Below are 20647 nucleotides of genomic sequence, written 5' to 3'. Positions count from 1 at the left end.
TTGTTTTAAATTTTTAATGTAATCCATTTGTAATTTTTGAGGCATTCTATCGTATGTTTTTGCGGCAATCCATCGGGTGCTTAAAAATAGATGCCAGGGGGCAGGTCATTGACATCATGACTTTCAATTCTTACAGCTTACAGTATTACTGATTTTGGAAAGGGAAAATAGGTTTCGCGAGGACTGTTCCTGTTTCTTGGACAACGCCAATTCACACCAGGCGTTATAGTTTACTGTTTCTGAAAACGGATGTTTTTTGGGGTTGCGCAAGCGCAAGAAATCTTTGGAGGAAATCTTTGATGAAATATGGCCTTTGGCCAGAAATCAATCATCGGATCATCGGAATTTAGACGGAATTTATACGGAAATATAATCTTTAACTAGAATCTTTTCCGTGTTCTCCGTGTGATCCGTGGATAAAAAAATCTGTGATTTACCTTTGGTTAATTCTGTCACGACTCAACAGAGTGAAATGGAGCTTTCACCCTGTCTTCGTTGCTCCAGAATTTCTGTGATTTCTTTGGTAAACCTGTGGAGGAAATCGTTTACTTACGGTTTTCTTCCAAAACCTGTTCTATTTTACGTGTCCAGCACTCGTCGATTCCCGTTTTCTCTGCATAAGCCTTGAAGTTCATCACCACCTCCTCTACTTCTTCTATGATAGTAGATGCTTTTCTGATATCCTGTCTTTGTGCAAAGAGTATTAAATCCTGCTTCGTGATATTCTTCCGCTTGCCAAGAACCGTAAGTTCATGATTACGATAGAAATGTGAATCAGGATCGGAGGAAAACACAATGTCATAAGCTGGCGATATATGCCATTCTCCATTGGGATACATCACAAATGAGAAATTCTTGGTGTGGTCGTCCACATTCTCTGCAAGAACATTAAACACCATTCTCCGATATTGCTGACTCTGCTCTTCTGCAGACAAATTCAGTTTTCTACCCACAACAAACAAATCTTCGTAAGCATCAGCCAAGGAACTCATGGCAGCTAAAGTCTGAGTATATATCTTTTTGCCCTCCACCCTATCAAAGCGCTGTGTCAGGAAATTCTGAGTTCCTTCTATCTCTACCAAACGAGACGGCATCATGTTGATACCGGCATCCCTGGCCATCAGATAATATGCCATTTCTAACCTGGTAAAAGGAAGTTCGTTTTTCCTGCTTGTATCAAACTTCAATATATAGTGTTTAAAGTTAGCTGGCAAGTCGGCTTGACCGGAACGAATAATGCCTGTAGCCTCATCCATACCGATAATTGCCTTAGGACGCTGACCACCTGCGGATGTTCCCACCTTGTACAGATCTTCCATAATAAGACTGTTGCTCATATCAATGCTCACATCCTGCCTATCCAGGAATAATTTATTGGCGAGTTCGTAAAGTGATGCCAACTCGATATTTACAGATGCATCCTCCTGGATATGAGCAGGCTGAAATTCCAAGGCACCCATTGCTCTCTTACCAATAAAAGAGAGTCTATCCACCGCATTTACCATTTTGGCTTGCAAATGGTTGGCTTCCATCCATTTCTGGAAGACCACATTTCCCCAATGGTCAGGCAGAGAATCTGCTATGAACTCTGGCAAACCTGCATAAAGTTTTTCTCTGTTTCCTGACATAGGGAAGAATCTTTGAACAAAAACGGAATCTAATGGTGCGATCAATGGTGCGATATTCCATCCATATTGCATAAAATCCTGGTCGAATTGGAAGACAGAGTAGCCCCGCTTGTCATCCCAAGACAACAAGCCCACATTCTTATTCCATAAATTCACTTGTACTACATTATCTTTCATGTCTTACCCTTTCATTCATTTTCTTCACTTGATTAGGCAGCATTGGCAGTGGCGGCAACAATTTCTCTGCTTCCTGCAGGAATCCGATGCTCCTCAACAGAGAAAGAATAGTGCCAAAGCCTATGTTCTTAGCTTCGCCTTTTTCAAACTGGCTGATGGTGAAAATGCTCACACCTGCCTTTATAGCCACCTCTTTCTGAGTGAGATTGCTGAACAGACGATATTGCTTGAATCGTCCTCCCAATTCTGAGATAATCTCTGAATTTGACTTTGCTTCTATTCCATATTCTGTTATCATGGTGCAAATATAGTTATTTCTTTATTTATCTCCAAATATCGACTTAAATATTTAAATATCTTTAGTTAACTAATCATCGGATCATCGGAATTTATACGGAATTTATACGAAAATATAATCTTTAACTATAATCCGTGTCGTCCGTGTGTTCCGTGGATGTTTAGTTGCTTCGCAAGATGTTTTGGAGTAGCGAAGACAGAGTGAGAGCGCGCTTTCACTATGCTGAGTCACGACAAAACAAACCATAGGTAAATCTTTGGAGGAAATCTTTTTTAAGATGTTGCTTCGCAAGAAATAATCATCGGAATTTATACGGAAATTAGACGGAAATAAAATCCGTAAAAATCTGTACAATCCGTGTGCGGCATTGTAACGATGGGAGGATCAGAAGGCATCGATGATGTGGTCGATGGTATGGGTGGTATCGGGGGTGCCTACGATGGAGATGATGTCGAAACGTAGGTCGCCATCGTAATATTTCATCTTGACGTAATGGTTGGCTGCCTGCTGGAGGTTGGTGATCTTCTGATAATCTACTGCCATTTCGGGGTCGGTGAACAGCCGGTTGCGACGGGTCTTGACTTCTACTATCACCATGGTGTCGCCATCCATGGCGATGATGTCGAGGTCGCGATGGCCACTCTTCCAATCGCGTTCGAGAATCTGATATCCTTTCTTTTCCAGATATTCTGCAGCAAGGGTTTCTCCCCATGTTCCGAGTTCGTTATGTTCTGCCATAGACTTATATATGATCAATCGTTGTTGGTATGTATCTTTTGTAGCATCATCTCTACCAATCGTGACACGGCATAGTGGTCGAGGGCAGACTCGTCTATCCAGATGTAGTCGTCGGACAGGGGTGGTCGGGTGGCTGTTTCCCACAGCCAACAGTCTGCCAGGATGACGCGATGGGTCAGTACGTGGCGCAGTTTACTGCACACGAGGGTCAGGTGGCCGCCTTCGGCGGGTAACGCATCGGGGGAGATCATTGGCGGTTCCCAGAGTCCTTGCCAAATGTCGCCTTCGGGACGTCGGCGGATGGCGGTCTGTCCGTTACACCTTATATAGATATAGGTGATGAGGCGTTCACTCACCTTGACGGTTTTGAGTTTTACGGGTAAGGTATCGACGCGTCCTTCACGACATGCCACACACGTTTCCTGGAGCGGACACCGCTGACACTGTTGTCCTTTGGGGGTGCATTGTAATGCGCCGAAATCCATCATCGCCTGATTATAATCCGCAGCTTGATGTTCGGGCAGCAGCTGTTGTGCCAAGGCAGCAAACTCGTGTTTGCCTGCTGTGGAATTGATGGGGGTGGTGATGCCGTAGTATCTTGAAAGGACGCGATAGACATTGCCATCGACCACGGCAACGGGGAGGTCGAAGGCTATACTTCCTATTGCTGCTGCGGTATAGTCGCCTACTCCTTTCAGGCTGCGCAGCGCTTTCATGTCTTTGGGGAATCCTCCCATTGCCACCACCTGACGGGCTGCCTGCAGCAGATGTCGGGCACGACTGTAATAGCCCAGTCCCTGCCATAAGCGCAGTACTTCGTCTTCAGAGGCTTGTGCGAGGTGATCAACGGTAGGCCAGCGTTCGATGAAGCGTTGCCAGTAGGGTTGTCCTTGTTCGATGCGTGTCTGTTGCAGTATGATTTCCGAGAGCCAGATGGCATACGGGTCTCGTGTCTGTCGCCAAGGCAACATCCGTCCATTTTTCTGGTACCATTGCAGTATGGTGGTTGTGAAACTCATAGTGGTGACAAAGTTACTGAATCGGTTGCGAAAAACAAAATATCGGGGGATATTTTTTTGATCCACGGAGTACACGGATGTTTTGGAGTAGCGAAGCCAGAGTGAGAGTTCCATTTCATGGCACCTTTTCTCGCCATGGCAGAATTAAAGCGAGCTTTATTCTGCTCATCTGGCTTAACGAAAACGTTCGCTTTCACTATGCTGAGTCACGACAAAACAAACCATAGGTAAATCTTTGAAGGAAATCATCGGATCTTAGACGGAATTTATACGGATGTTTTTTTTTGGGGGGGGGGCGCGAGCGCAAGAAATCTTTGGAGGAAATCTTTAATGAAATATGGCCTTTGGCCAGAAATAATAATCTTTAAATAAAAATCCTTGACCAAAATGCGCTCAAGTTCCTCGCTTCTGGGAAGGGTTTTTATGGGGATCGCCTTACAGGCTCGAATTTTTGGAGCAGTGAGAGCAGAGAATAAATCCAAGAATTTATTCTTTGCCGAGTCGCGAGAAAAATAACCTATGGTAAATCTTAAATAGAATCTTAAAAATAATCTTTAACTATAATCCGTGTCGTCCGTGTGCGGCATTAAAAATCCGTGTGGGACATTAGATATTGTGGTTCTGCTTATAGCGTGAACTTATATCCTGCTGTGATATAGATGGCATGGTTGCGGGCGGTGCGAGAGTTGTTGAAGTCCCAGCCACCGGGGTTGTCTGTCTCCAGATTGATAGCTTGTCGCAGTTCGAAACAATAGGAGGCATCGAGGGTGATGTGTCGCCATTCGTAGCTCACTCCAAGGGGAATGCCAATAACGACATTGCGGAATTTGCTGCTCACATTCTCCGATTTCTTCTCTTTGTACGATTCCCATAGGTACATTGATGATACGTCGTTGCCGAGGTTCATCGTGCGTATGCTGTGTATAGTCATCTTATCTTTTGCCGAGAGGAGTATGCCAGCCTGCACACCAATATGTGCAGCCAAACCTTTCACACCAGAGAAATATGTTTTGATTTGCAGCGGCACGGAGAGATACGTCACGTCAAGTTTTTCGTCGGCAGACGCATATTTCTCTTTCTGTTTCTCGAATCCAGTGCCTATCAGACTGAAGTCGGCTCCCGTAAGCAGAGAAAATTTCTGCGACAAAGGAAACTCTACGCTTGCTCCAACAGTATATCCGGTTTTCCATTTCTCTGCTGCCGTTAGTGCAGTACCATTCATCTTGGCTATTGTTACGCCTGCATGTGGAATGACAGACACGTGGCGACTTTCGTTTTGAGCTGTTGCCCACATAGGCAACAACATCATGATAGCGACTGCTATGATATGTTTCATTGCAATTATTTTCGTTTATAAGTATAACATTCTGTTGTATTACCTTGCTCGCGCGTAAGCTTCATACTGTTTTCAGTCTTGTCGCTTATAGTCCATGTTTCTGTATAATTGTATTGTGGGAAAAGGAGATCGGTCAAGTTTCCTGCAATAGTGATATTGTCACCCTTCAACATGAAGCATTGGTCGTAGAGTTGGCTTCCAAATCTATCCCATTTGTTTATTTTGTGATTTTCTGAAAAAGCTAATGTGTGGTAAAACTGCTTATTCCATTCATCGCCATTGAGAATATCAATATCGGTAACATTCTCGCCATTGATCATGTGCGTATAGTGGATGGTTTCCCACTTGCCAAGCAGTTCTGCAGGCACAGGGGCCTTCATAATCTCGTCGGCTCGCATCATCACATCAGGAATATCTTTCTTCACGAAGTGTTCCACTTGCTGACTATTGTTATTGCGGTCCATGGCAAGTAATGAGTTGCTGCCTACGGCATACACCATCCATTGTGTTCCCAAAGAAGAGATGACACAGCTATTGCCGTTAAGTATCACCTCTGCCGAATGATATTTCACGGAATAATATTTTTCCACACCATATATACATATCAAATCAGAGATGTTTCCTTCATCATCGATATAGAAGCCTGTGCCGTTCCCGTTATCCAGTTCCCAATATCCCGTGAAGTCAGCCATCGTGTATCCCGACATTTTCATGCCCTCAAGTTCGCTGATCATCTCGTTTCCATTTCCAGGGAGGGATGTCAGCTTATAGAAAGGCACTACGGATGTTTTTCCTTTATACGCAAGATACATTGTCCTGTCATTGTTTCCCGCCACTGTCACATTATAATAGGTGCCATTGCTGATAGGAAGTTGCATCTCATAGTGGTTGCCGTTGATGCTCCATTTACCTGTTTTGAATCCCAGTTGATAAGGATTAGCGGTTTCACCGGTATATAACCATTCGCTGACAGTCTCGTCATTGTGTACCACGATGCCTTGAATGGCACCATCGCCATTGATGTCACCATCGGCTATTTGCCAATAGCCGGTAATCGGGGTGTTAATATCAGGGGAGAGATCAGTTTGGTCGTCACTGCATGATGTCAGTGTAATGATGACAAGCAGGCATTGGGAAAGAAATGCGAAACAAGTACGTTTCATGGTTTTGTTTTTATTTTAGTATGTATGATGATACAAATGTACTACGATTTCTTGAAACAGCAAAAGAAGAAAGGGAAAAATATCAAAGTGGGCGAAAAAAAAATGGGATTGCATGTTACTACAAAAAAAGAATGGATACCTTAATCTATGTTACACGCGCATGATAACAGATGAACAATCAGTAGTTTACATCAAATATAACACTTATCCACAGGATTTCTACACTACATCTTTTTATATAGGGGTCATCGTCATGCGATGGAAAATGAGACCGTTTCAGACAGGATTGCAACCGCATGAGAAACGCCACAAAACAATTATCATACGGTAAAAAACATATTCATTGCGTATAAAAATCATGTTGAGGAGTAATTTTTAAAGACTTAAATTTTATTAATCAATAAAAAAAACGTATATTTGCACCACCAATAACGATTTTCTAAGAATCAATAACTATTTTAACAATTTTAAAGGATTTATAAATATGGAAAAGTACACCTTGCGCAACTCTTTCGTTTTCACAGTAATTCTTCTCTTAGGATTCTGCGCCAACGTATGCGCACAGAACGAACAGTCGGAAGCAAAGAAGACTGTTTACATCGAGTATTTCAACCGTCCACAGAACCTCAGTTTTTCACAAGCTGAAGCTTTGCGCAACAAAGTGATTGAACACATTCAGTATCGCAAGCGCATTATTCTGATTGACGTGGATTCTGACAAATCGCTCAAACTGGAGCAATCACGACGCGAGAGTCCTGAAGCCTCTGCAGAAGGCGATATGGATCGTATGAAGACCATGGTGACCATTGGTGCCAACCTCATTCTTCAAGGTAGAATCAACTCGATTGCCACTAAATCTGAAACTGATAAAGAAGGTAAGCGCACTTATACTGCCACCTGTAGCTACACCCTTAAATTTGTGAATCCACAAAACGGTACCATCGTTGCCAGTGAGACCAACGAAAATTCCGGCCACGATGCATCGGAGGAAAAAGCCATTCAGAGTGCAGTGACAAGCGTTGGTACCTCGAATGCTATCGACAGATTGCTCGAAAACATAGCTCCCCTATACGGTCACATCCTCGAAATCAGCAAATTGAAGAAGGATGAAGCCAAAGAGGTTTATATCGATTTGGGCACATTACACGGTATCGACACCGAAACTTGGTTTAGCATCAAGGTAAGTCGCCAGATTGCCGGACGTACAGCCAACAAGGAAATCGGTCTTTTGAAAGTCAGCACGGTAGAGGGTGAAAACATCTCGCTCTGCAAGGTAAAGAAGGGTGGTAAAGAGCTCAAAGCGGCTATGGATCAGGGGGTCACCATTACCCTTCAGTCAAAATACGTCAGCACCCTCTTCGGTATCCGTATCTAAGACCAACGAGGAAAATTGATTTATGCAGCCATCACCCCTCGTCGGCCTTCTGACCGATGAGGGTTTTAAGCCAATAAACCACAGAGTATAGATATGAAAAAGATTATCTGTTTCCTGTTGGGACTGATGCTCTGCCCCAACCTTTTCGCACAAGTATATTCCAACGATGCCGAACTGGTGTCGGAGGAAAACGGTAATGTAACATTACGATCATCGGGCACTGCCGACAAGAAAAAGGAAGCTACCGCCCTCGCCATCAAGTCTGCATTCAACACGCTGTTTCACTCTGGTGTGGCAGGACTGAAAGGTGGTACTCCCATGATAGCCGTACCCCGCAAGGATTACGACTACCGTTTCTTCTCTGAGTCACGATACATCAACTACCTCACCGACGAACCCAAGGAGGTTGATGATATGAAGGTGACGAAGAAAAAGAAAGTGGTTGTGACGGTGACCATCAATACGAAGTCGCTGATTGCTGACCTACAGCACAACAGCATTGCTGTTTCGCCCACATGGGTGGATGGTAAGAAGCAGGTGAAAGCTACCGCCGCCCTCAATCCCACCATCGTCATTGTGCCAGAAGTGAACAGCAGCAATGGTACCGACTTTGAGGCGATGCGCAAAGCAGCAGAGAATAATGAGGCGTTGAAATATGCCCTCACCCGTGTCACTGCTGAATTTGCCAAGCACGGTTACAAGACCCGCAATTTCATCACTCAGCTGCAGAACTCCAAGAGAGATGAGATGATGCGCATGGGCAGCAAGTCGGACTTGAAGACCAAGATTGTGCAGCAGTTGCCAGGCGACATCGTTGTCAAGGTTGATGCCAAAGTACTGGCAGACAACCAGAACCACATCGAGTGTAACCTCAACCTGAGTGCTGTGGAGAATCAGACCAACGGCAACCTCGCTGCAGCCACCTTCCCCAGTGGCAAATACTACAAGGGAAGTACAGGCAATACCGAACTCGTGGAGTATTCTATGAAAAAGATTACTGCCGACTTCTTCGAGCAGATCAAGAGCTCATTTGAGAAGATGGTAGCCGACGGACGTGAAATCTATATTGACCTGACCCTCTCACAGAGCATCAGCGACTGGGACTTCGACCAAGACAGTCCTGAATCGGGTAACAACTTCAAAGACGCCCTCGATGACTGGTTGCGCGAACATGCCCAGCAGAGTGTCTATGACATGAGCAACAGTACCGATAAGTTTGTACACATCGCCCTCAACATCCCCTTGTGGAATGCAGAGCGCGGACGTTCATACACTATCTCTAATTTCAGCAGCGACCTCCGCAAATTCTTCCGCACACAGTTTGGTGACAACTACAAAGCCACCATTACCGCACAGGGACAGAAACTGGAGATTGTCATTGAATAAATTCCAGGGACTGAGTATCAACAATAATTACCAAGAGTATGAAAAGACTGTTCACACAAATAGCAATGATGACGCTTGCCATCGTAGGATATGCGCAGAGCGACATCCATTTCTCAACCGTGAAAGCCACGGATAAGAATTTGCCTGCAGAAGTCATTGATGCACTCGACCTCAAGATGCACCAGGTGCTCAACCGCAACAGCGCAGCAGCAGCCGACGTGTATAATGTGTTTGCCATTGAACCAGCCCTCTCGCTGGGCGATGTGCTCTCTACCGAGGGAATGGTGCGCAACGTATCAGTTGCCAAAGGCGAACTGGTGCTCATCGCCAAGAATATCATCGACGGCACGGAGTACTACAGTCTGACCATCCCCGTGGAGGCTGATGCCGTAGGCGATAAAGACAAGGCGATGATGAAGCTGGTGCAGAATATCAAGGTGACCAACCCCGCCTTCACCCGATTCATACGTACCACCCGTCAGAAGATAGCCGACTACTATGCCGCCAACTGCGCCATCATCCTGCAGAAGGCACAAGCACTGTATAACCAACGCCGCTATCAAGAGGCTGTCATTTATCTGTCGGCTGTGACAGGCAACATTCCCTGCTACGATCAGGCTTATGCCCTTCAGCAAGAGATTGCCGCCAATATCCCTGCCGGTCCAGATACCGTCATCGTAGAGAAGGAAGTGGAGAAACCCGTCATCGTGGAAGTGGAGAAGCCCGTCATCGTGGAAGTGGAAAAGCCACAGCCCGCCACTCCCGTCATCGACCAGAAGGCACCCCAGATGCCTCCTTACGAACTGACGATCTCGGTGAACGACCTCGATTTCCGCATATTGCGTTGCTACGGCAATAAAGAACAGAACCGCATCACCATCGAAACAGAATTCTGCAACCGCCGCATGAACACGGAAAAAGGTGAAGTTGAAATCAAATCAGCCTTCGACGAGAATGCCAAGGAGTTGGAGAGCTACAACTTCTCCGTCAACGAAAACGACAGCAGTTACGACTGGCGCAATATGCCTCCGAAACTGGCTATGAAGCAAGATTTCTACCTCATCAAGGCAGACCATTTCATCCCCAAGATTTCATATATCAAACTGAAAGTGCGCGATGCCATCATTGAGATTCGCAATCTGCCAGTAGAATGGTAGCACAACACCTATTATAAATACAGACCATTATGAAACGACTGATAACCCTCGTATGCATGATGTTCGCCATCGTGACGATCTATGCACAAAACAAGGTGGTGGAGAGTAGTGCCAAGAAAGTGCCCGCATGGCTCGGCACAGCCGTAGAAGGCAAACTCGTGGTCAGCGTGACAGCCCCCACCTTAGCCCAGGCACAGGTCAAGGCGATGAACGAAGTGACTGAGCGCATCATCCTCTCGGTGGCCAGCAATGTCAGCGTGACACAACGCAACGTGGCCAGCGAAACCGTGACCAACGACGGTGTGGAATCGCGCGACGAATACAACCGCATCGCTAAGATGAAGTCTGCCAACCTGCCGTTCCTCAAAGGTATCTCGCAAGCCAAGGTGGAAGAGGTCTATTGGCGTCGCATGCGCGACAAGCAAACTAAGAAGGAGTTTTACGAGTATTCGGTGCTCTACCCCTACTCTCGTACCGAACAGCGCACGCTACAAAGTCAGTTTGAGAAGATTGATGCTGAGAAAGTGGCACAATACCAAGCCCTGGAAGACGGTATTGACGATATTGCCGATGTGGCAGACATCAAAGCCGCCATCACCCAGTTAGCAGCATTGAAGGAGTACTTCTTTGATGATGTCCGCGTGAAACAAGCGGAAGGGCTCATGTTGCGCTACCGCCAACTCTATGACGCTCTCGCCATCACCGGACGCTTCACCGATGACAATACCTATCTGGTACAAGTATTGCTGAAAGGCAAACCCGTGCGCGTTGCCAAGGTGCCCACCGTTAAGTCGAACTGCGCCGGACAAATCAGCGTAGAGCCACAGGACGGTGCCTTCCTCATCAGTTTTGACGCCACCGACTGTTTGCCCGAAGAAGAAAACTTCCTCGACATACAGTTGCGCATAGAAAACAAGAAGCTGCAACAGCGTGCCATCATCGGTGTGGATGCCGATGCCACCATTAATATTGCGCAAGCCGTAGTGCCCGAAGGCAAGATCATCCTCACCGCCAATGCTGTCAACAAGCAAAACCGCACCCTGACCGACATCAATATCCGCATGACTCTCAACAACCGTCAAGGCATTACCTTCGGTCTGAAGAGCATCGAACTTGAAGTGCCCGAACTGACCGCCCCGTTGGTATTCGACGACATCGACGCCATCTTCGGTTCTAAAGGCATTATCCAGGTCAAAGCACTGGCAGAAGGCACGATGAAAGCCCGCACCACCAAGAAGTCGCGCTTCGCTTTCGTCAAAGGCACCATCACCGTGGTGAACCCCACCACCAATGACGTGGAGCGCATCAAGGTGTCACTCCCCTACACCACCAACTGGGAAGAATAACCCGCAACCGTTTATAAACTATTAAATAATAACTCAAAAAACAAGAAGATTATGAAACAGCGTATTTTCAACCTGCTGCTCCTTGCAGCCATGATTCTGTGTGGTTCAACCATGGTTTCGGCACAGTCGAAAGCCCTGGCAAAGGACATTAAGAAAACCACCAAGGAATGGAAGAAGGCTGGCTGGACCATGCTTGCATCAGCCTCAACCATGGATTATGCTCTGACCAAGTATCGTACCTATATTGAAGGAGACGAGGAAAACCGTATCAGCCTCATCGGCATTGCAATAGGTTCTAATCCCAAGATTGGTCGCGACAATGCTACAATGAGTGCCGTTTCCAACTATGCTATGCGTGCGAAAGCTCAGGTAGTAGGTAAAGCCAAGAGCATTGCCTCTTCAGACAATAGCAGCATGACCACCGAGGAAATTGATAAATTCGGTCAGGCTTACGAAATGGCTGTCAACACCAAGATTGCCGGTTTGGTAAAAGAACACTTCGCCATGGTTCGCAACGTGGATGGTAAGAAAGAATTCCAGGTATTCCTTTCTATCGACGAGACACAGGCCAAGAAAGCCCGCGAGGCCGCAGCACGCGAAGCCAAGCAGAAAGCCGCTCTCAAGGATCTGAGCAAGGAAGTAGAAGACTTCATCGGTGAACCTGTAGCTCAGGATTAACCGACCACATATCGACAATCCGAAAGCCGACCGCAAGGCAGTCGTATGCTTCGGATTGTCGATTTTTTCATTATTCACAGACTGTTCACCATTAACACCTTCAACAATGAAAAGACTCGTTTTTCTCGCCGTAACAGCGTTGGCAAGTATTCCCTTGTCTGCTCAAGTCGTTACTGACGATTTTGACAAATTCATCCAAGAAGAGAATGCCTCGTTCGACAAATTCATCGACGATGCCAACAAGGAGTTTATCGAGTTTCTGCGCCACCCATGGAAAAAGGCAGAAGCCAAGAAACCCGTGGAGCGACATACCAAACCCGAACCTCCGAAACCTGTCATCTACGACGAGCAAAAACATCCTGAAGATACTCCACCAGTGGAACTGACCATCAAGGATATTCTCAATCAGACCACCATCGAGGGACAGCAACGTCCTACGGTAGAGGTGAAGAATGTGGATCAGTTGACCTTCGACAAGCCGACACCCAAAGCGCAACCACAACCCAAGCCAACTCCAAAACCTACTGTGATCGTGGCTAAGCAAAATACACCCACCATCATTGGAGGTAATACACCAAAAGCAGAACCTGCGAAGCCACAGGCAACACCAGATAAGCCACAACCCGTGGCACCTAAAGCAGAACCGACAACACCTGCGAAACCACAGACGACACCGGTTAAGCCGCAACCCGTAGCACCTAAAGCAGAACCGACAACACCTGCGAAACCACAGACGACACCGGTTAAGCCGCAACCCAAGCCAAAAGCCAAACCCGCTATGCAGAGTTCGTTGCAAAAGGAATTCTACCCCAGTGTAGCCATCAACTATTGCAACACCAAACTCTATATTGACGCATCAATGAAAGGCGTTATCAATATCACCAGCAGTCAGGAATGTGCCGTTGCCGACGGTTACGAAGCATTATGCCGTTCCAACTACAAGCCCCTTATTGCCAACTGCCAACAGGCACAGAAAGACTTCCGCCTCAACGACTGGGGAGTATTCCTCTTTGTGAAAACCGCAGCCGAAGCCTTATGCAACGATGAAAACAGCTGTATTGTCATGCAACAGTTCTTGCTCAACGAACTGGGTTACCGTGCGAAGATGGCACGTCGTGGCGATCGCAACCAGTTGTTATTGTTTGTTGCCACCGACTGCATGGTCTATGGTCACCCCTATTTCACCAAAGAGGGATTGAACTATTATAACATCAACGGCACGGAGGCCTGCACATTCTATATGTGTAATCAGGATTCGAAGAAAGCCAAGACTCCCGTTGCCATGCGCCTCAACAATGTTCCAGCCCTCAACAGCGGCGTGGTCAGTAGGCAGCGCACCAACAAAGCCGGCAATGTCAGTGTCAGCGTTAATGTTTCCAAATCGTTGATGGACTTCTATGCCTCCATGCCCCAATGCGACTATGGCGTCTATGCCAAGGCACCCGTAGCAGGCAGTTTAGCTCAAGAGGTGCTCGGCACATTACGTCCCCTTGTACAGGGAAAGAGTGAAGTTGATGCTGCCAATCTGCTATTGAACTTTGTGCAGACCGGTTTCAAATATGCTACGGATGAAGAACAGTTTGGTTTTGAGAAACCCTTTTTCGTTGAAGAACTGTTCTATTATCCTGCCTGCGACTGCGAAGACCGTTCAGTGCTCTTCGGTTGGCTGGTTCGCGAACTGCTTGGCCTTGATGTCGTTTACCTCGACTATCCCAACCATATCGCCACCGCCGTACAGTTTAAAGGCGATGTGAAAGGCGATTTTCTGACCGTCGATGGCAAGCGTTACACCGTATGCGACCCCACCTATATTGGAGCTTCCATCGGTATGACCATGCCCAATCTGCGTTCAGCAGGCGTATCCATCCTTCGCTATTAACCCTCCTGTCCGAGTTGGGGATTAGCCATCACTAGTAACAATAATGACCGACATGGTACGATGTCGGTCATTATTGTTTTCAAGGGTTATTGTGCTTTGCAAGATTCTTATACTAAAAATCTCCGCATCAGTTTACAGGATTCAGCGGTGTCATGTGGTAGCCCATGGCAGAGAGTTGCATGGCCATTCCCATGAGATAGAGTTGGTGGAGACATTGTGTATAGGCCTGAAAAGCCTCTTTGGTGCCAGGCTGTATATGTTCGTGACGCAACATATTATCGGTGCGCGAGGCACACTCCGCCACGATGTCCTGTGTTTTTCTGCGTCCATTCTCATCGAGCCTGAGCACATCCTCCATGATATGATCATCCATCGCATCGTAGCCACGCGCATCGCGCAACAGTTCGTAAAGCTGTGGATCAGCATTATAGCGCATCCAGTCTTTGTCCCACATGTATGCGATAGCCATGCCGATAAACATCATCCATCCCAGCGAAACGGTAGGATAGGCAGCAAACTCCCTGATGCCATCAGGGAGATAAGCCTCTATCAGTTGTTTCCATCGTCCTTCTACATCAGGACATTCAGGCAGACGCTCATCCACCACTTTCATTCCCAGCAGATAACGGTGCAGGTCATCGTGCAACCGCTGTTCAAAAGTTTTTTCCATATCTTGTCTATTAGTATTCATACGTTGGCGGACAATGGTTGCATCGCCTGGCGACAGTACCTTGTCCATACTTAATCATCATCATTCAATCTACAAAGATACAACATTTCGTTGGTTTTCCTATCGTTTTTCAGATAAAAAAGCTCCCATGTCATCCGACATGGGAGTAGAAAAAGGATGCATTCCGCAAATCTTCACAGACATAGCATGGAAGCATCATATTGTTTGAGAGTGTTTATTCATAATCAGTCATCAGGGTAATTGAGCGTGTTTATGCTATTATTTGCGCCCCATCAAATCGTCGTTGCTCACTTGTTTGGCAGTCTTCTTGACCGATGCTTTCAGACTTCCGAAGCGATAAGACACTCCAAACTGCAGATTCCAGTTAGGACCATCAACACGCTGACTGCCGATGTAGTCACCTTTCACGTAATGGGTTTTGATATCATTGCGATAACTGCAACGCACAAAGGTGGTGAGTCGATCTTCTTTAAGGAAGGAGCGACGGAGCGACACGGAGAAGTTCTGCCATGCACAGTCATAACTGTAAAGCGTTGTCGGAGTGCCATAATCGAAATATGCAGAGAGGGTCAAAGCCAGTTTGGCAGGCAGTTCCTGTGTCAGTTGATTATAGGAATCGAAGTTCCATCTATGCATGGCAAGTCCAAGTGAAGTATTGGCTTTGTCCACCCAAGTGACGGTGCTATTGCTCACGAGTTTAGTGGTTGGAGTAATCTGCCACTGGATATAAGGCACGACCTGGAAGTAGTTAACCTTACCACTATTGTCGTAACTCGACATGAAGCGATTGTCTTCCACCCATTTCACTCCGGCAATAGCATCATCGCAGAGACTGAGTGAGGCATTGAGACCGATGGTCAGTTTAGTGGTCATGAGGTTGTATCCCAACGTGAAATTATTAGCTTTCGACGTGCCCAAATGCGGATTTCCGTAGCTGACGGAAATTGGTGTTTCGTTATGATACGGGTTCAGATAACTGATGCCCGGTCTTGACAATCGCATGGTATAAGCGAGTTTCAGCGAGTTTTGATCATTGATGCGCCATGTCGTGCGAATAGACGGAACGAGATCGTTGAAACGTCTGCTAAAATCATCTTGTGAACCGTCTGGCCATGATCCCTTCATGCGTGACGTCTCGTAGCGCAGTCCGGTAGCAAGGGTAAATCCACCGAGCCGATATTTATATTCAGCATAGGCAGCCCCCACATCGGTCTTATGGTCAAACTTAGTAGCTGGCGAGCGTAGGAGTTCGCTGTTGAGGTATTCCCTCCTGAGGTTATCACTATTATTGAATCGCATCACATACTTACCACCCACATCTAATGAATGATGCTTGCCAAACGGACGTTCATAGTCAATCTGCAGGGTATGTTCGCTGAAGGTAGTATGATTGTCAAAAGACTGGCTGTCATATTCCCCATAGTTCAAACACTGTGACAGGTCTAAGCTTCCGTCACTATGAGAACGGGTGGTAGAAAACAGATAGTCGATGGCAAGGAGTTCGCCCTTTCTGCTGAAATTATGCTGATAGGACAGTTGCAAGTCGATATCGAAATAGCGCGCCAGCACATCTCTACTGTCCATCTGCATGCTATAGATTGGATTTCCAGCAGCATCGGTCAGTCGGGTGTTTTTTATTGCATCATCTTTCACCCGATAGGCAAATCCACTTGCCGCCAGGGTCAAGAGATTGCAGGAGTCGAGTTCCAGACTGGCATCCATGCCATACCACATGTTTCTTCCCGGATTGTATGTTCTCCGTTCATCGTGGTACCGGTTGTTGGTGTCGGTATAGACATAGTCGGTTGTTTCTGTCTGATGCCATTTCTGAAATGCCATACCGATATACGGCGCGATGGTGAGTTTGCCTGTCTGTGCTGTAAGAAAGAGATTGCCATTGTATGGATTGCCACTATCTCCAAATGTCCCGTTCGAACTGACAGTACCCGTCAGTCCTTTCATCTGGCTCTGTCGGTCCATCACGATATTGAGGATGCCCACCAGTCCTTCCGCATCATATTTAGCTCCAGGTTCGGTGATGACCTCGATCCGTTTCACCATACTTGCCGGCAGTCCTTTGAAAAGTTCCTTGGCATTGTTGGTAAAAGACTGGTCAGGTCTGCCATTCTTGAATATTTTGAAATCACTCGAACCCTTGACCTTGATCGTACCATCAGCATCGACGGTAACAAACGGCACTTTCTTAAGCATCTCTATCAGCGGATTGGTCTTTGCCTCAGGGTCGGAAGCCACATCATAGCTGACGCGGTCGTCTTTAGTCTTCACCATTTGTCGCTGTGCCTTAACGGTCAGTTCGCCCAAACCCACATTTTTATAGACATCAGTAGTGTCGGTGGCTACTGCAGCAGAGTCGCTCTGCGCCTTCGCTACAGGGCATAGGAGTAGCAGTATGGCTGCCCATACATATCTTTTCATCATTGTTTTGTGTTTATGTTGTGTATGTTTATTTCTTTCCGAGATAATCTATGGCTTGTTTGAGCATTCCCTCAAGATAGATATCTCCGCGAACGGTTTTGTTCATGATATTAGTCATATCCAAAATAGTATTCTTACATGTTGTCCGTTCGCCATAGGTCAAGAGACTGCTGTGATCTTTACACAGTGCCACTATCTTAGTAGCGAGCCCCACCTGCAGCATTTTCTGGCTAGGGTCTTTGATGGCATCGAGGAAAGCCACTCTGAGTAGTCCGAACTGAGTCATAAACTCCACATCATTGGTGACCTTCGACGGTTTAGCAGTCACATCATCTACCGACAGATCGTCAGCTGTTTTGCTGTCGTCTGACACACTAACCTGTTGCAGGGTTTTATTGCCCTGTTCGTCATAGCGCTCGATGATGAGCGTATTGCCAGAAAGAGTGCTACGTATGCGATTTCCCTTGGCGAGACTCGACAGGCTGTTCATCGTTACGCTTTTAGCAGCTTCTGGAGTCAGACCATAGATATGATAGTAGTAGCAGTGGAAATCCTTTCCTTCCTTAAACCACACGAAGGCATAGGCATGGCGGCGAGTAGAGTCAGACGGTTCCTTGAAAAAGGTAGAATAGTAATAATGCGACTTATTACTTCCCAATGTCACCCCATACTCATTGTTTGGCCCATACACCACTTTCTTGGTGTTGAGTGTGTTCATCTTTGCTTCAGGTTTTCTTATAAAAAAGGAATAAGCACGGTCCTGATCCTTTAACATGGCTTGTTCCATTTGTTTAATGAGGTTTTTATTGCTCTCCGGTATTTTAAACTCCGTAAACTTACAGTAAGTGGTTGGCGAGTCGGTTCGATCCTGATAATCGGAACGCGTCAACAGTTCAACCGTCGAGTTTCCAATAACCTTTTGATAGGCATTCTGGATTGTTTCCTGTGCCGAGGCACTTACAGTTGCCCACATGGCAACCATGGTAAGTATTATTTGTTTCATTGTTGTATAGTTATTTGCTTATTGTTCTACATATTCTTCCTCTTCGGCATCAAGTGCATCCATAGCCTGGAGGTATTGCATCTTACTATCGTTGAGTTCAACCATCTGTTGCAGTTGCATGGCTTGGAGCAAGAGTTCTGCCTGTGCCACGGCTTCATCGAGGTCAGCCTGACTGATGGCCTTGTCCACCGTCTTGGTAGTTCCAGTCTCAGCCAGATATTCTTTAGGAGGCGGTGGAACGCTGTGTAGTCGACGTATCTTCCGCTTAGTGGTTTTGGCGGGCGGTGTGATACTGTCTAATGGTATCTGACGTCGATCCACTGCCACGGTATCGGTTTCAACGGGAGTGATGGCCGGTTGACTTTGTGCTATCGGCTGCGGTTGGTCAGTAGTATGGTTCCAAAGTGTCAGTGCGCCAACCAGCAACACAGCCACCGAGGCAGCCGCCGTCATCCAGCGCAGTGGCAAGATGCGATGTTTCTTCTCAGGAGCGTCTGTTCCTACAGGACGAATGGTTGCCGTATGATCTTCCATTCCGTTTTCAAACATGCGGAACATCTCGCAATAGGCCTGCCAATCGTCGTTCGAGATTCCTTCGGGACGGTCGGCATCTGTTGCTTGACGGAAGAAGTCAGCCAGTTGTGTTTCCTGTTCAACTGTCGTTTGTCCATCCATGAAGCTTTCGAGCAGATTGATGAGTTGTTGGTTTGTCATTGTCGGTTCCTTTCTTTGATATCATTAAACAGTTTTCGACGTGCTGCCGATAGCATGGTTGCCACAGATGCTTCGCCTATTCCCAGTAGTGCTGCAATCTCAGCGTTGGTGCGTCGTTCAGTCTGTCTGAGTCTCAACACCTGCATTTCTCTGGGTGGCAGTTGTTCGATGCGTTGTCGCAGCCATTGTTCGCTTTCCTCCCATTCCATCTTCCGGTCAGGTGTATCGGTGGTGGGAATATCGAGAGGAATGACTCTTGTCCCGCTGTCTATACTGACCGATGGTCGCCGTCGTCGTTGGTGGTCAATAGCAGTATGTCGAGCCACGACAACAGCCAGTCTGACGGCATGTGTTTCATCGTGTAGCGTATCATGCACAGCCCATAGCCTAAGCATTGTTTCGCTCGCCACATCGTCGGCATCATCGCTATCGTTCAGCATGCGCGATGCCGTTTGCCAGGCCTTCATGCGCAATTGTTTTGCCGTATGTTCAAACTGCTGTTGGTTCACCTTCAGTATCCTTCCTTGTCTTATGTCGTATAGTTTTAAGGATTTGCCACGATGCCGTTCACCGTATCATTGCCTTGGCTTCTTCCTGTTCTGTCAATCACATACGACTGTTTTCCGTCATATCTTGTGGCATTGCTAAGATTGGTATATTTCAGTTTCTTGTCACTAACACATCCTGATCCCATGACCGATTTACTATAGTTAGCAGTTCTTCCCGATACACTAACGTCTCCTGATCCTGCCACTACGCAATTCAGTTTATCACTGCAATCCACTTGTGCCTTGACCATACCACTTCCACTCACAACGAGAGAAGCATTGACAGTTTGCAGCTCATCAACACTTATGCAACCTGACCCTGCTACATTGCATGTGGCAGTTCCTACGCTGGCATTTTTCACATGTATGGATCCAGACCCTGTCACATTCATAGTCAGCATGGATGTTTGAACTTTATACTTATCGACTTCAACCTCTGCGCTGCCTGTCACATTGATCACATTGATTGCAGGCGAAGTAACATAGATGGTAACCGAACCGTTGTTTGATCCATTGCCCATATAATAAATGCCGCCAATCTTGGTGGTCTTGTAACCGATATTGAGGTGCTTATCTGTTTGTTTGATTTCGAGGCGATCGATTTCTTCTTTGTCACCCTCCAGACGCACACTATGTCCGCTACCTTGGATATAAACCACTTTGGCACTACCAAGGATATTCAGGACAGTAAAAGGTTGGAGTGGCTTGGTTTCCACAATCTTCGTTCCTGCTGCGACAGTCAATACTGTCAGCAGTAGTGCCAGTGTTGTTGTGATACATCTTTTGTTCATAGTCATTGTCTTTATTCTGTTTTTGCTGATAACGATTTGGGGCTTTTCCCTGCGTCTTTTATACAAATAACGAGAAAAAACAGCAGACTCAATGACAGGCAACGCGATTTAACACTATTTTAACATCATATAAACTTTTGGAATTTAACCTCGCGTTAACGCAAATAGCCAATCGGAATTTAAGACACTTGCGCACAAGAACGAAAAAGCCACGTTGTGTAACACAACACTTTTGGCATGACATTTGTCTTTGGCAAGCATGATTTCGGGTGAAAAAGAGGTAT

18 protein-coding genes are annotated in these 20647 nt (G+C 46.5%); 6 read left to right on the top strand and 12 right to left on the bottom strand.

Annotated elements, in window-relative coordinates; genetic code table 11:
- Nucleotides 1-545: 545 nt before the first annotated feature.
- From CIK93_RS08795 to CIK93_RS08770, 6 genes are all read right to left on the bottom strand, one after another.
- Nucleotides 546-1805, bottom strand: coding sequence for a type II toxin-antitoxin system HipA family toxin (locus CIK93_RS08795; RefSeq protein WP_094447115.1), 1260 nt, complete (start codon nucleotides 1803-1805; stop codon nucleotides 546-548).
- The gene (locus CIK93_RS08790) at nucleotides 1795-2103 is read right to left on the bottom strand and encodes a helix-turn-helix domain-containing protein (protein WP_094391360.1); all 309 of its coding nucleotides are present in this window, start codon (nucleotides 2101-2103) and stop codon (nucleotides 1795-1797) included. The genes CIK93_RS08795 and CIK93_RS08790 overlap by 11 nt, the downstream gene beginning before the upstream one ends.
- 384 nt (nucleotides 2104-2487) lie before the next feature.
- Nucleotides 2488-2841, bottom strand: coding sequence for a YraN family protein (locus CIK93_RS08785; RefSeq protein WP_094440224.1), 354 nt, complete (start codon nucleotides 2839-2841; stop codon nucleotides 2488-2490).
- Between the two features lie 14 nt (nucleotides 2842-2855).
- On the bottom strand, nucleotides 2856-3860 hold the full coding sequence (mutY, locus tag CIK93_RS08780) for an A/G-specific adenine glycosylase (protein WP_094447114.1): 1005 nt from the start codon (nucleotides 3858-3860) through the stop codon (nucleotides 2856-2858).
- A gap of 625 nt (nucleotides 3861-4485) precedes the next feature.
- Nucleotides 4486-5196, bottom strand: a complete 711-nt coding sequence (locus CIK93_RS08775; RefSeq protein WP_094447113.1) for a porin family protein — start codon at nucleotides 5194-5196, stop codon at nucleotides 4486-4488.
- 5 nt (nucleotides 5197-5201) lie between these two features.
- Nucleotides 5202-6359, bottom strand: a complete 1158-nt coding sequence (locus tag CIK93_RS08770) for a hypothetical protein (protein ID WP_094447112.1) — start codon at nucleotides 6357-6359, stop codon at nucleotides 5202-5204.
- A gap of 484 nt (nucleotides 6360-6843) precedes the next feature.
- Between CIK93_RS08770 and CIK93_RS08765 the strand changes: the two genes are divergently transcribed.
- The 6 genes from CIK93_RS08765 to CIK93_RS08740 all read left to right on the top strand — a co-directional run bounded on the left by CIK93_RS08765 (nucleotide 6844) and on the right by CIK93_RS08740 (nucleotide 14180).
- Nucleotides 6844-7734 carry a hypothetical protein gene (locus tag CIK93_RS08765; RefSeq protein ID WP_094447111.1) on the top strand — a complete coding sequence of 297 codons (891 nt, stop codon included), beginning with the start codon at nucleotides 6844-6846 and terminating at the stop codon, nucleotides 7732-7734.
- Nucleotides 7735-7827: 93 nt separating this feature from the next.
- On the top strand, nucleotides 7828-9120 hold the full coding sequence (locus CIK93_RS08760) for a DUF6175 family protein (protein ID WP_094391365.1): 1293 nt from the start codon (nucleotides 7828-7830) through the stop codon (nucleotides 9118-9120).
- A 38-nt stretch (nucleotides 9121-9158) separates the two neighbouring features.
- The gene (locus tag CIK93_RS08755) at nucleotides 9159-10277 is read left to right on the top strand and encodes a hypothetical protein (RefSeq protein ID WP_094447110.1); all 1119 of its coding nucleotides are present in this window, start codon (nucleotides 9159-9161) and stop codon (nucleotides 10275-10277) included.
- 29 nt (nucleotides 10278-10306) lie between these two features.
- Nucleotides 10307-11623, top strand: coding sequence for a plethodontid receptivity factor PRF (locus tag CIK93_RS08750; protein ID WP_094447109.1), 1317 nt, complete (start codon nucleotides 10307-10309; stop codon nucleotides 11621-11623).
- 51 nt (nucleotides 11624-11674) lie between these two features.
- Nucleotides 11675-12301, top strand: coding sequence for a hypothetical protein (locus CIK93_RS08745; RefSeq protein ID WP_094434271.1), 627 nt, complete (start codon nucleotides 11675-11677; stop codon nucleotides 12299-12301).
- A 106-nt stretch (nucleotides 12302-12407) separates the two neighbouring features.
- On the top strand, nucleotides 12408-14180 hold the full coding sequence (locus CIK93_RS08740) for a hypothetical protein (protein WP_094447108.1): 1773 nt from the start codon (nucleotides 12408-12410) through the stop codon (nucleotides 14178-14180).
- A gap of 127 nt (nucleotides 14181-14307) precedes the next feature.
- Here CIK93_RS08740 and CIK93_RS08735 read toward each other — a convergent pair whose 3' ends face one another.
- The 6 genes from CIK93_RS08735 to CIK93_RS08710 all read right to left on the bottom strand — a co-directional run bounded on the left by CIK93_RS08735 (nucleotide 14308) and on the right by CIK93_RS08710 (nucleotide 20369).
- Entirely contained in the window at nucleotides 14308-14919 is a 612-nt protein-coding gene (locus CIK93_RS08735; protein ID WP_371327161.1) for a hypothetical protein, read from the bottom strand.
- Between the two features lie 210 nt (nucleotides 14920-15129).
- Entirely contained in the window at nucleotides 15130-17310 is a 2181-nt protein-coding gene (locus tag CIK93_RS08730) for a TonB-dependent receptor domain-containing protein (protein WP_094447107.1), read from the bottom strand.
- Between the two features lie 25 nt (nucleotides 17311-17335).
- Entirely contained in the window at nucleotides 17336-18310 is a 975-nt protein-coding gene (locus CIK93_RS08725; protein WP_094447106.1) for a hypothetical protein, read from the bottom strand.
- A gap of 18 nt (nucleotides 18311-18328) precedes the next feature.
- On the bottom strand, nucleotides 18329-19024 hold the full coding sequence (locus tag CIK93_RS08720) for a hypothetical protein (RefSeq protein ID WP_094447105.1): 696 nt from the start codon (nucleotides 19022-19024) through the stop codon (nucleotides 18329-18331).
- A complete protein-coding gene (locus tag CIK93_RS08715) occupies nucleotides 19021-19533 on the bottom strand; it encodes an RNA polymerase sigma factor (RefSeq protein ID WP_094449212.1) in 513 nt (170 codons plus the stop codon). The genes CIK93_RS08720 and CIK93_RS08715 overlap by 4 nt, the downstream gene beginning before the upstream one ends.
- Nucleotides 19534-19568: 35 nt before the next feature.
- Nucleotides 19569-20369, bottom strand: coding sequence for a GIN domain-containing protein (locus CIK93_RS08710; RefSeq protein WP_094447103.1), 801 nt, complete (start codon nucleotides 20367-20369; stop codon nucleotides 19569-19571).
- Nucleotides 20370-20647 lie beyond the last annotated feature (278 nt).

The sequence above is a fragment of the Prevotella sp. P3-92 genome (assembly GCF_002251205.1).
In the GTDB taxonomy this organism is placed as follows: Bacteria; Bacteroidota; Bacteroidia; order Bacteroidales; family Bacteroidaceae; genus Prevotella.
The sequence above is the reverse complement of the archived record's forward strand: the minus strand, read 5'-3'. Positions and strand labels throughout refer to the sequence as shown.

Bases quoted from the DNA above. Each gene is read 5' to 3' on its own strand.
- CIK93_RS08795 (WP_094447115.1), bottom strand. From the start codon at position 1,805: ATGAAAGATAATGTAGTACAAGTGAATTTATGGAATAAGAATGTGGGC.
- CIK93_RS08790 (WP_094391360.1), bottom strand. From the start codon at position 2,103: ATGATAACAGAATATGGAATAGAAGCAAAGTCAAATTCAGAGATTATC.
- CIK93_RS08785 (WP_094440224.1), bottom strand. From the start codon at position 2,841: ATGGCAGAACATAACGAACTCGGAACATGGGGAGAAACCCTTGCTGCA.
- mutY (WP_094447114.1), bottom strand. From the start codon at position 3,860: ATGAGTTTCACAACCACCATACTGCAATGGTACCAGAAAAATGGACGG.
- CIK93_RS08775 (WP_094447113.1), bottom strand. From the start codon at position 5,196: ATGAAACATATCATAGCAGTCGCTATCATGATGTTGTTGCCTATGTGG.
- CIK93_RS08770 (WP_094447112.1), bottom strand. From the start codon at position 6,359: ATGAAACGTACTTGTTTCGCATTTCTTTCCCAATGCCTGCTTGTCATC.
- CIK93_RS08765 (WP_094447111.1), top strand. From the start codon at position 6,844: ATGGAAAAGTACACCTTGCGCAACTCTTTCGTTTTCACAGTAATTCTT.
- CIK93_RS08760 (WP_094391365.1), top strand. From the start codon at position 7,828: ATGAAAAAGATTATCTGTTTCCTGTTGGGACTGATGCTCTGCCCCAAC.
- CIK93_RS08755 (WP_094447110.1), top strand. From the start codon at position 9,159: ATGAAAAGACTGTTCACACAAATAGCAATGATGACGCTTGCCATCGTA.
- CIK93_RS08750 (WP_094447109.1), top strand. From the start codon at position 10,307: ATGAAACGACTGATAACCCTCGTATGCATGATGTTCGCCATCGTGACG.
- CIK93_RS08745 (WP_094434271.1), top strand. From the start codon at position 11,675: ATGAAACAGCGTATTTTCAACCTGCTGCTCCTTGCAGCCATGATTCTG.
- CIK93_RS08740 (WP_094447108.1), top strand. From the start codon at position 12,408: ATGAAAAGACTCGTTTTTCTCGCCGTAACAGCGTTGGCAAGTATTCCC.
- CIK93_RS08735 (WP_371327161.1), bottom strand. From the start codon at position 14,919: ATGGACAAGGTACTGTCGCCAGGCGATGCAACCATTGTCCGCCAACGT.
- CIK93_RS08730 (WP_094447107.1), bottom strand. From the start codon at position 17,310: ATGATGAAAAGATATGTATGGGCAGCCATACTGCTACTCCTATGCCCT.
- CIK93_RS08725 (WP_094447106.1), bottom strand. From the start codon at position 18,310: ATGAAACAAATAATACTTACCATGGTTGCCATGTGGGCAACTGTAAGT.
- CIK93_RS08720 (WP_094447105.1), bottom strand. From the start codon at position 19,024: ATGACAAACCAACAACTCATCAATCTGCTCGAAAGCTTCATGGATGGA.
- CIK93_RS08710 (WP_094447103.1), bottom strand. From the start codon at position 20,369: ATGACTATGAACAAAAGATGTATCACAACAACACTGGCACTACTGCTG.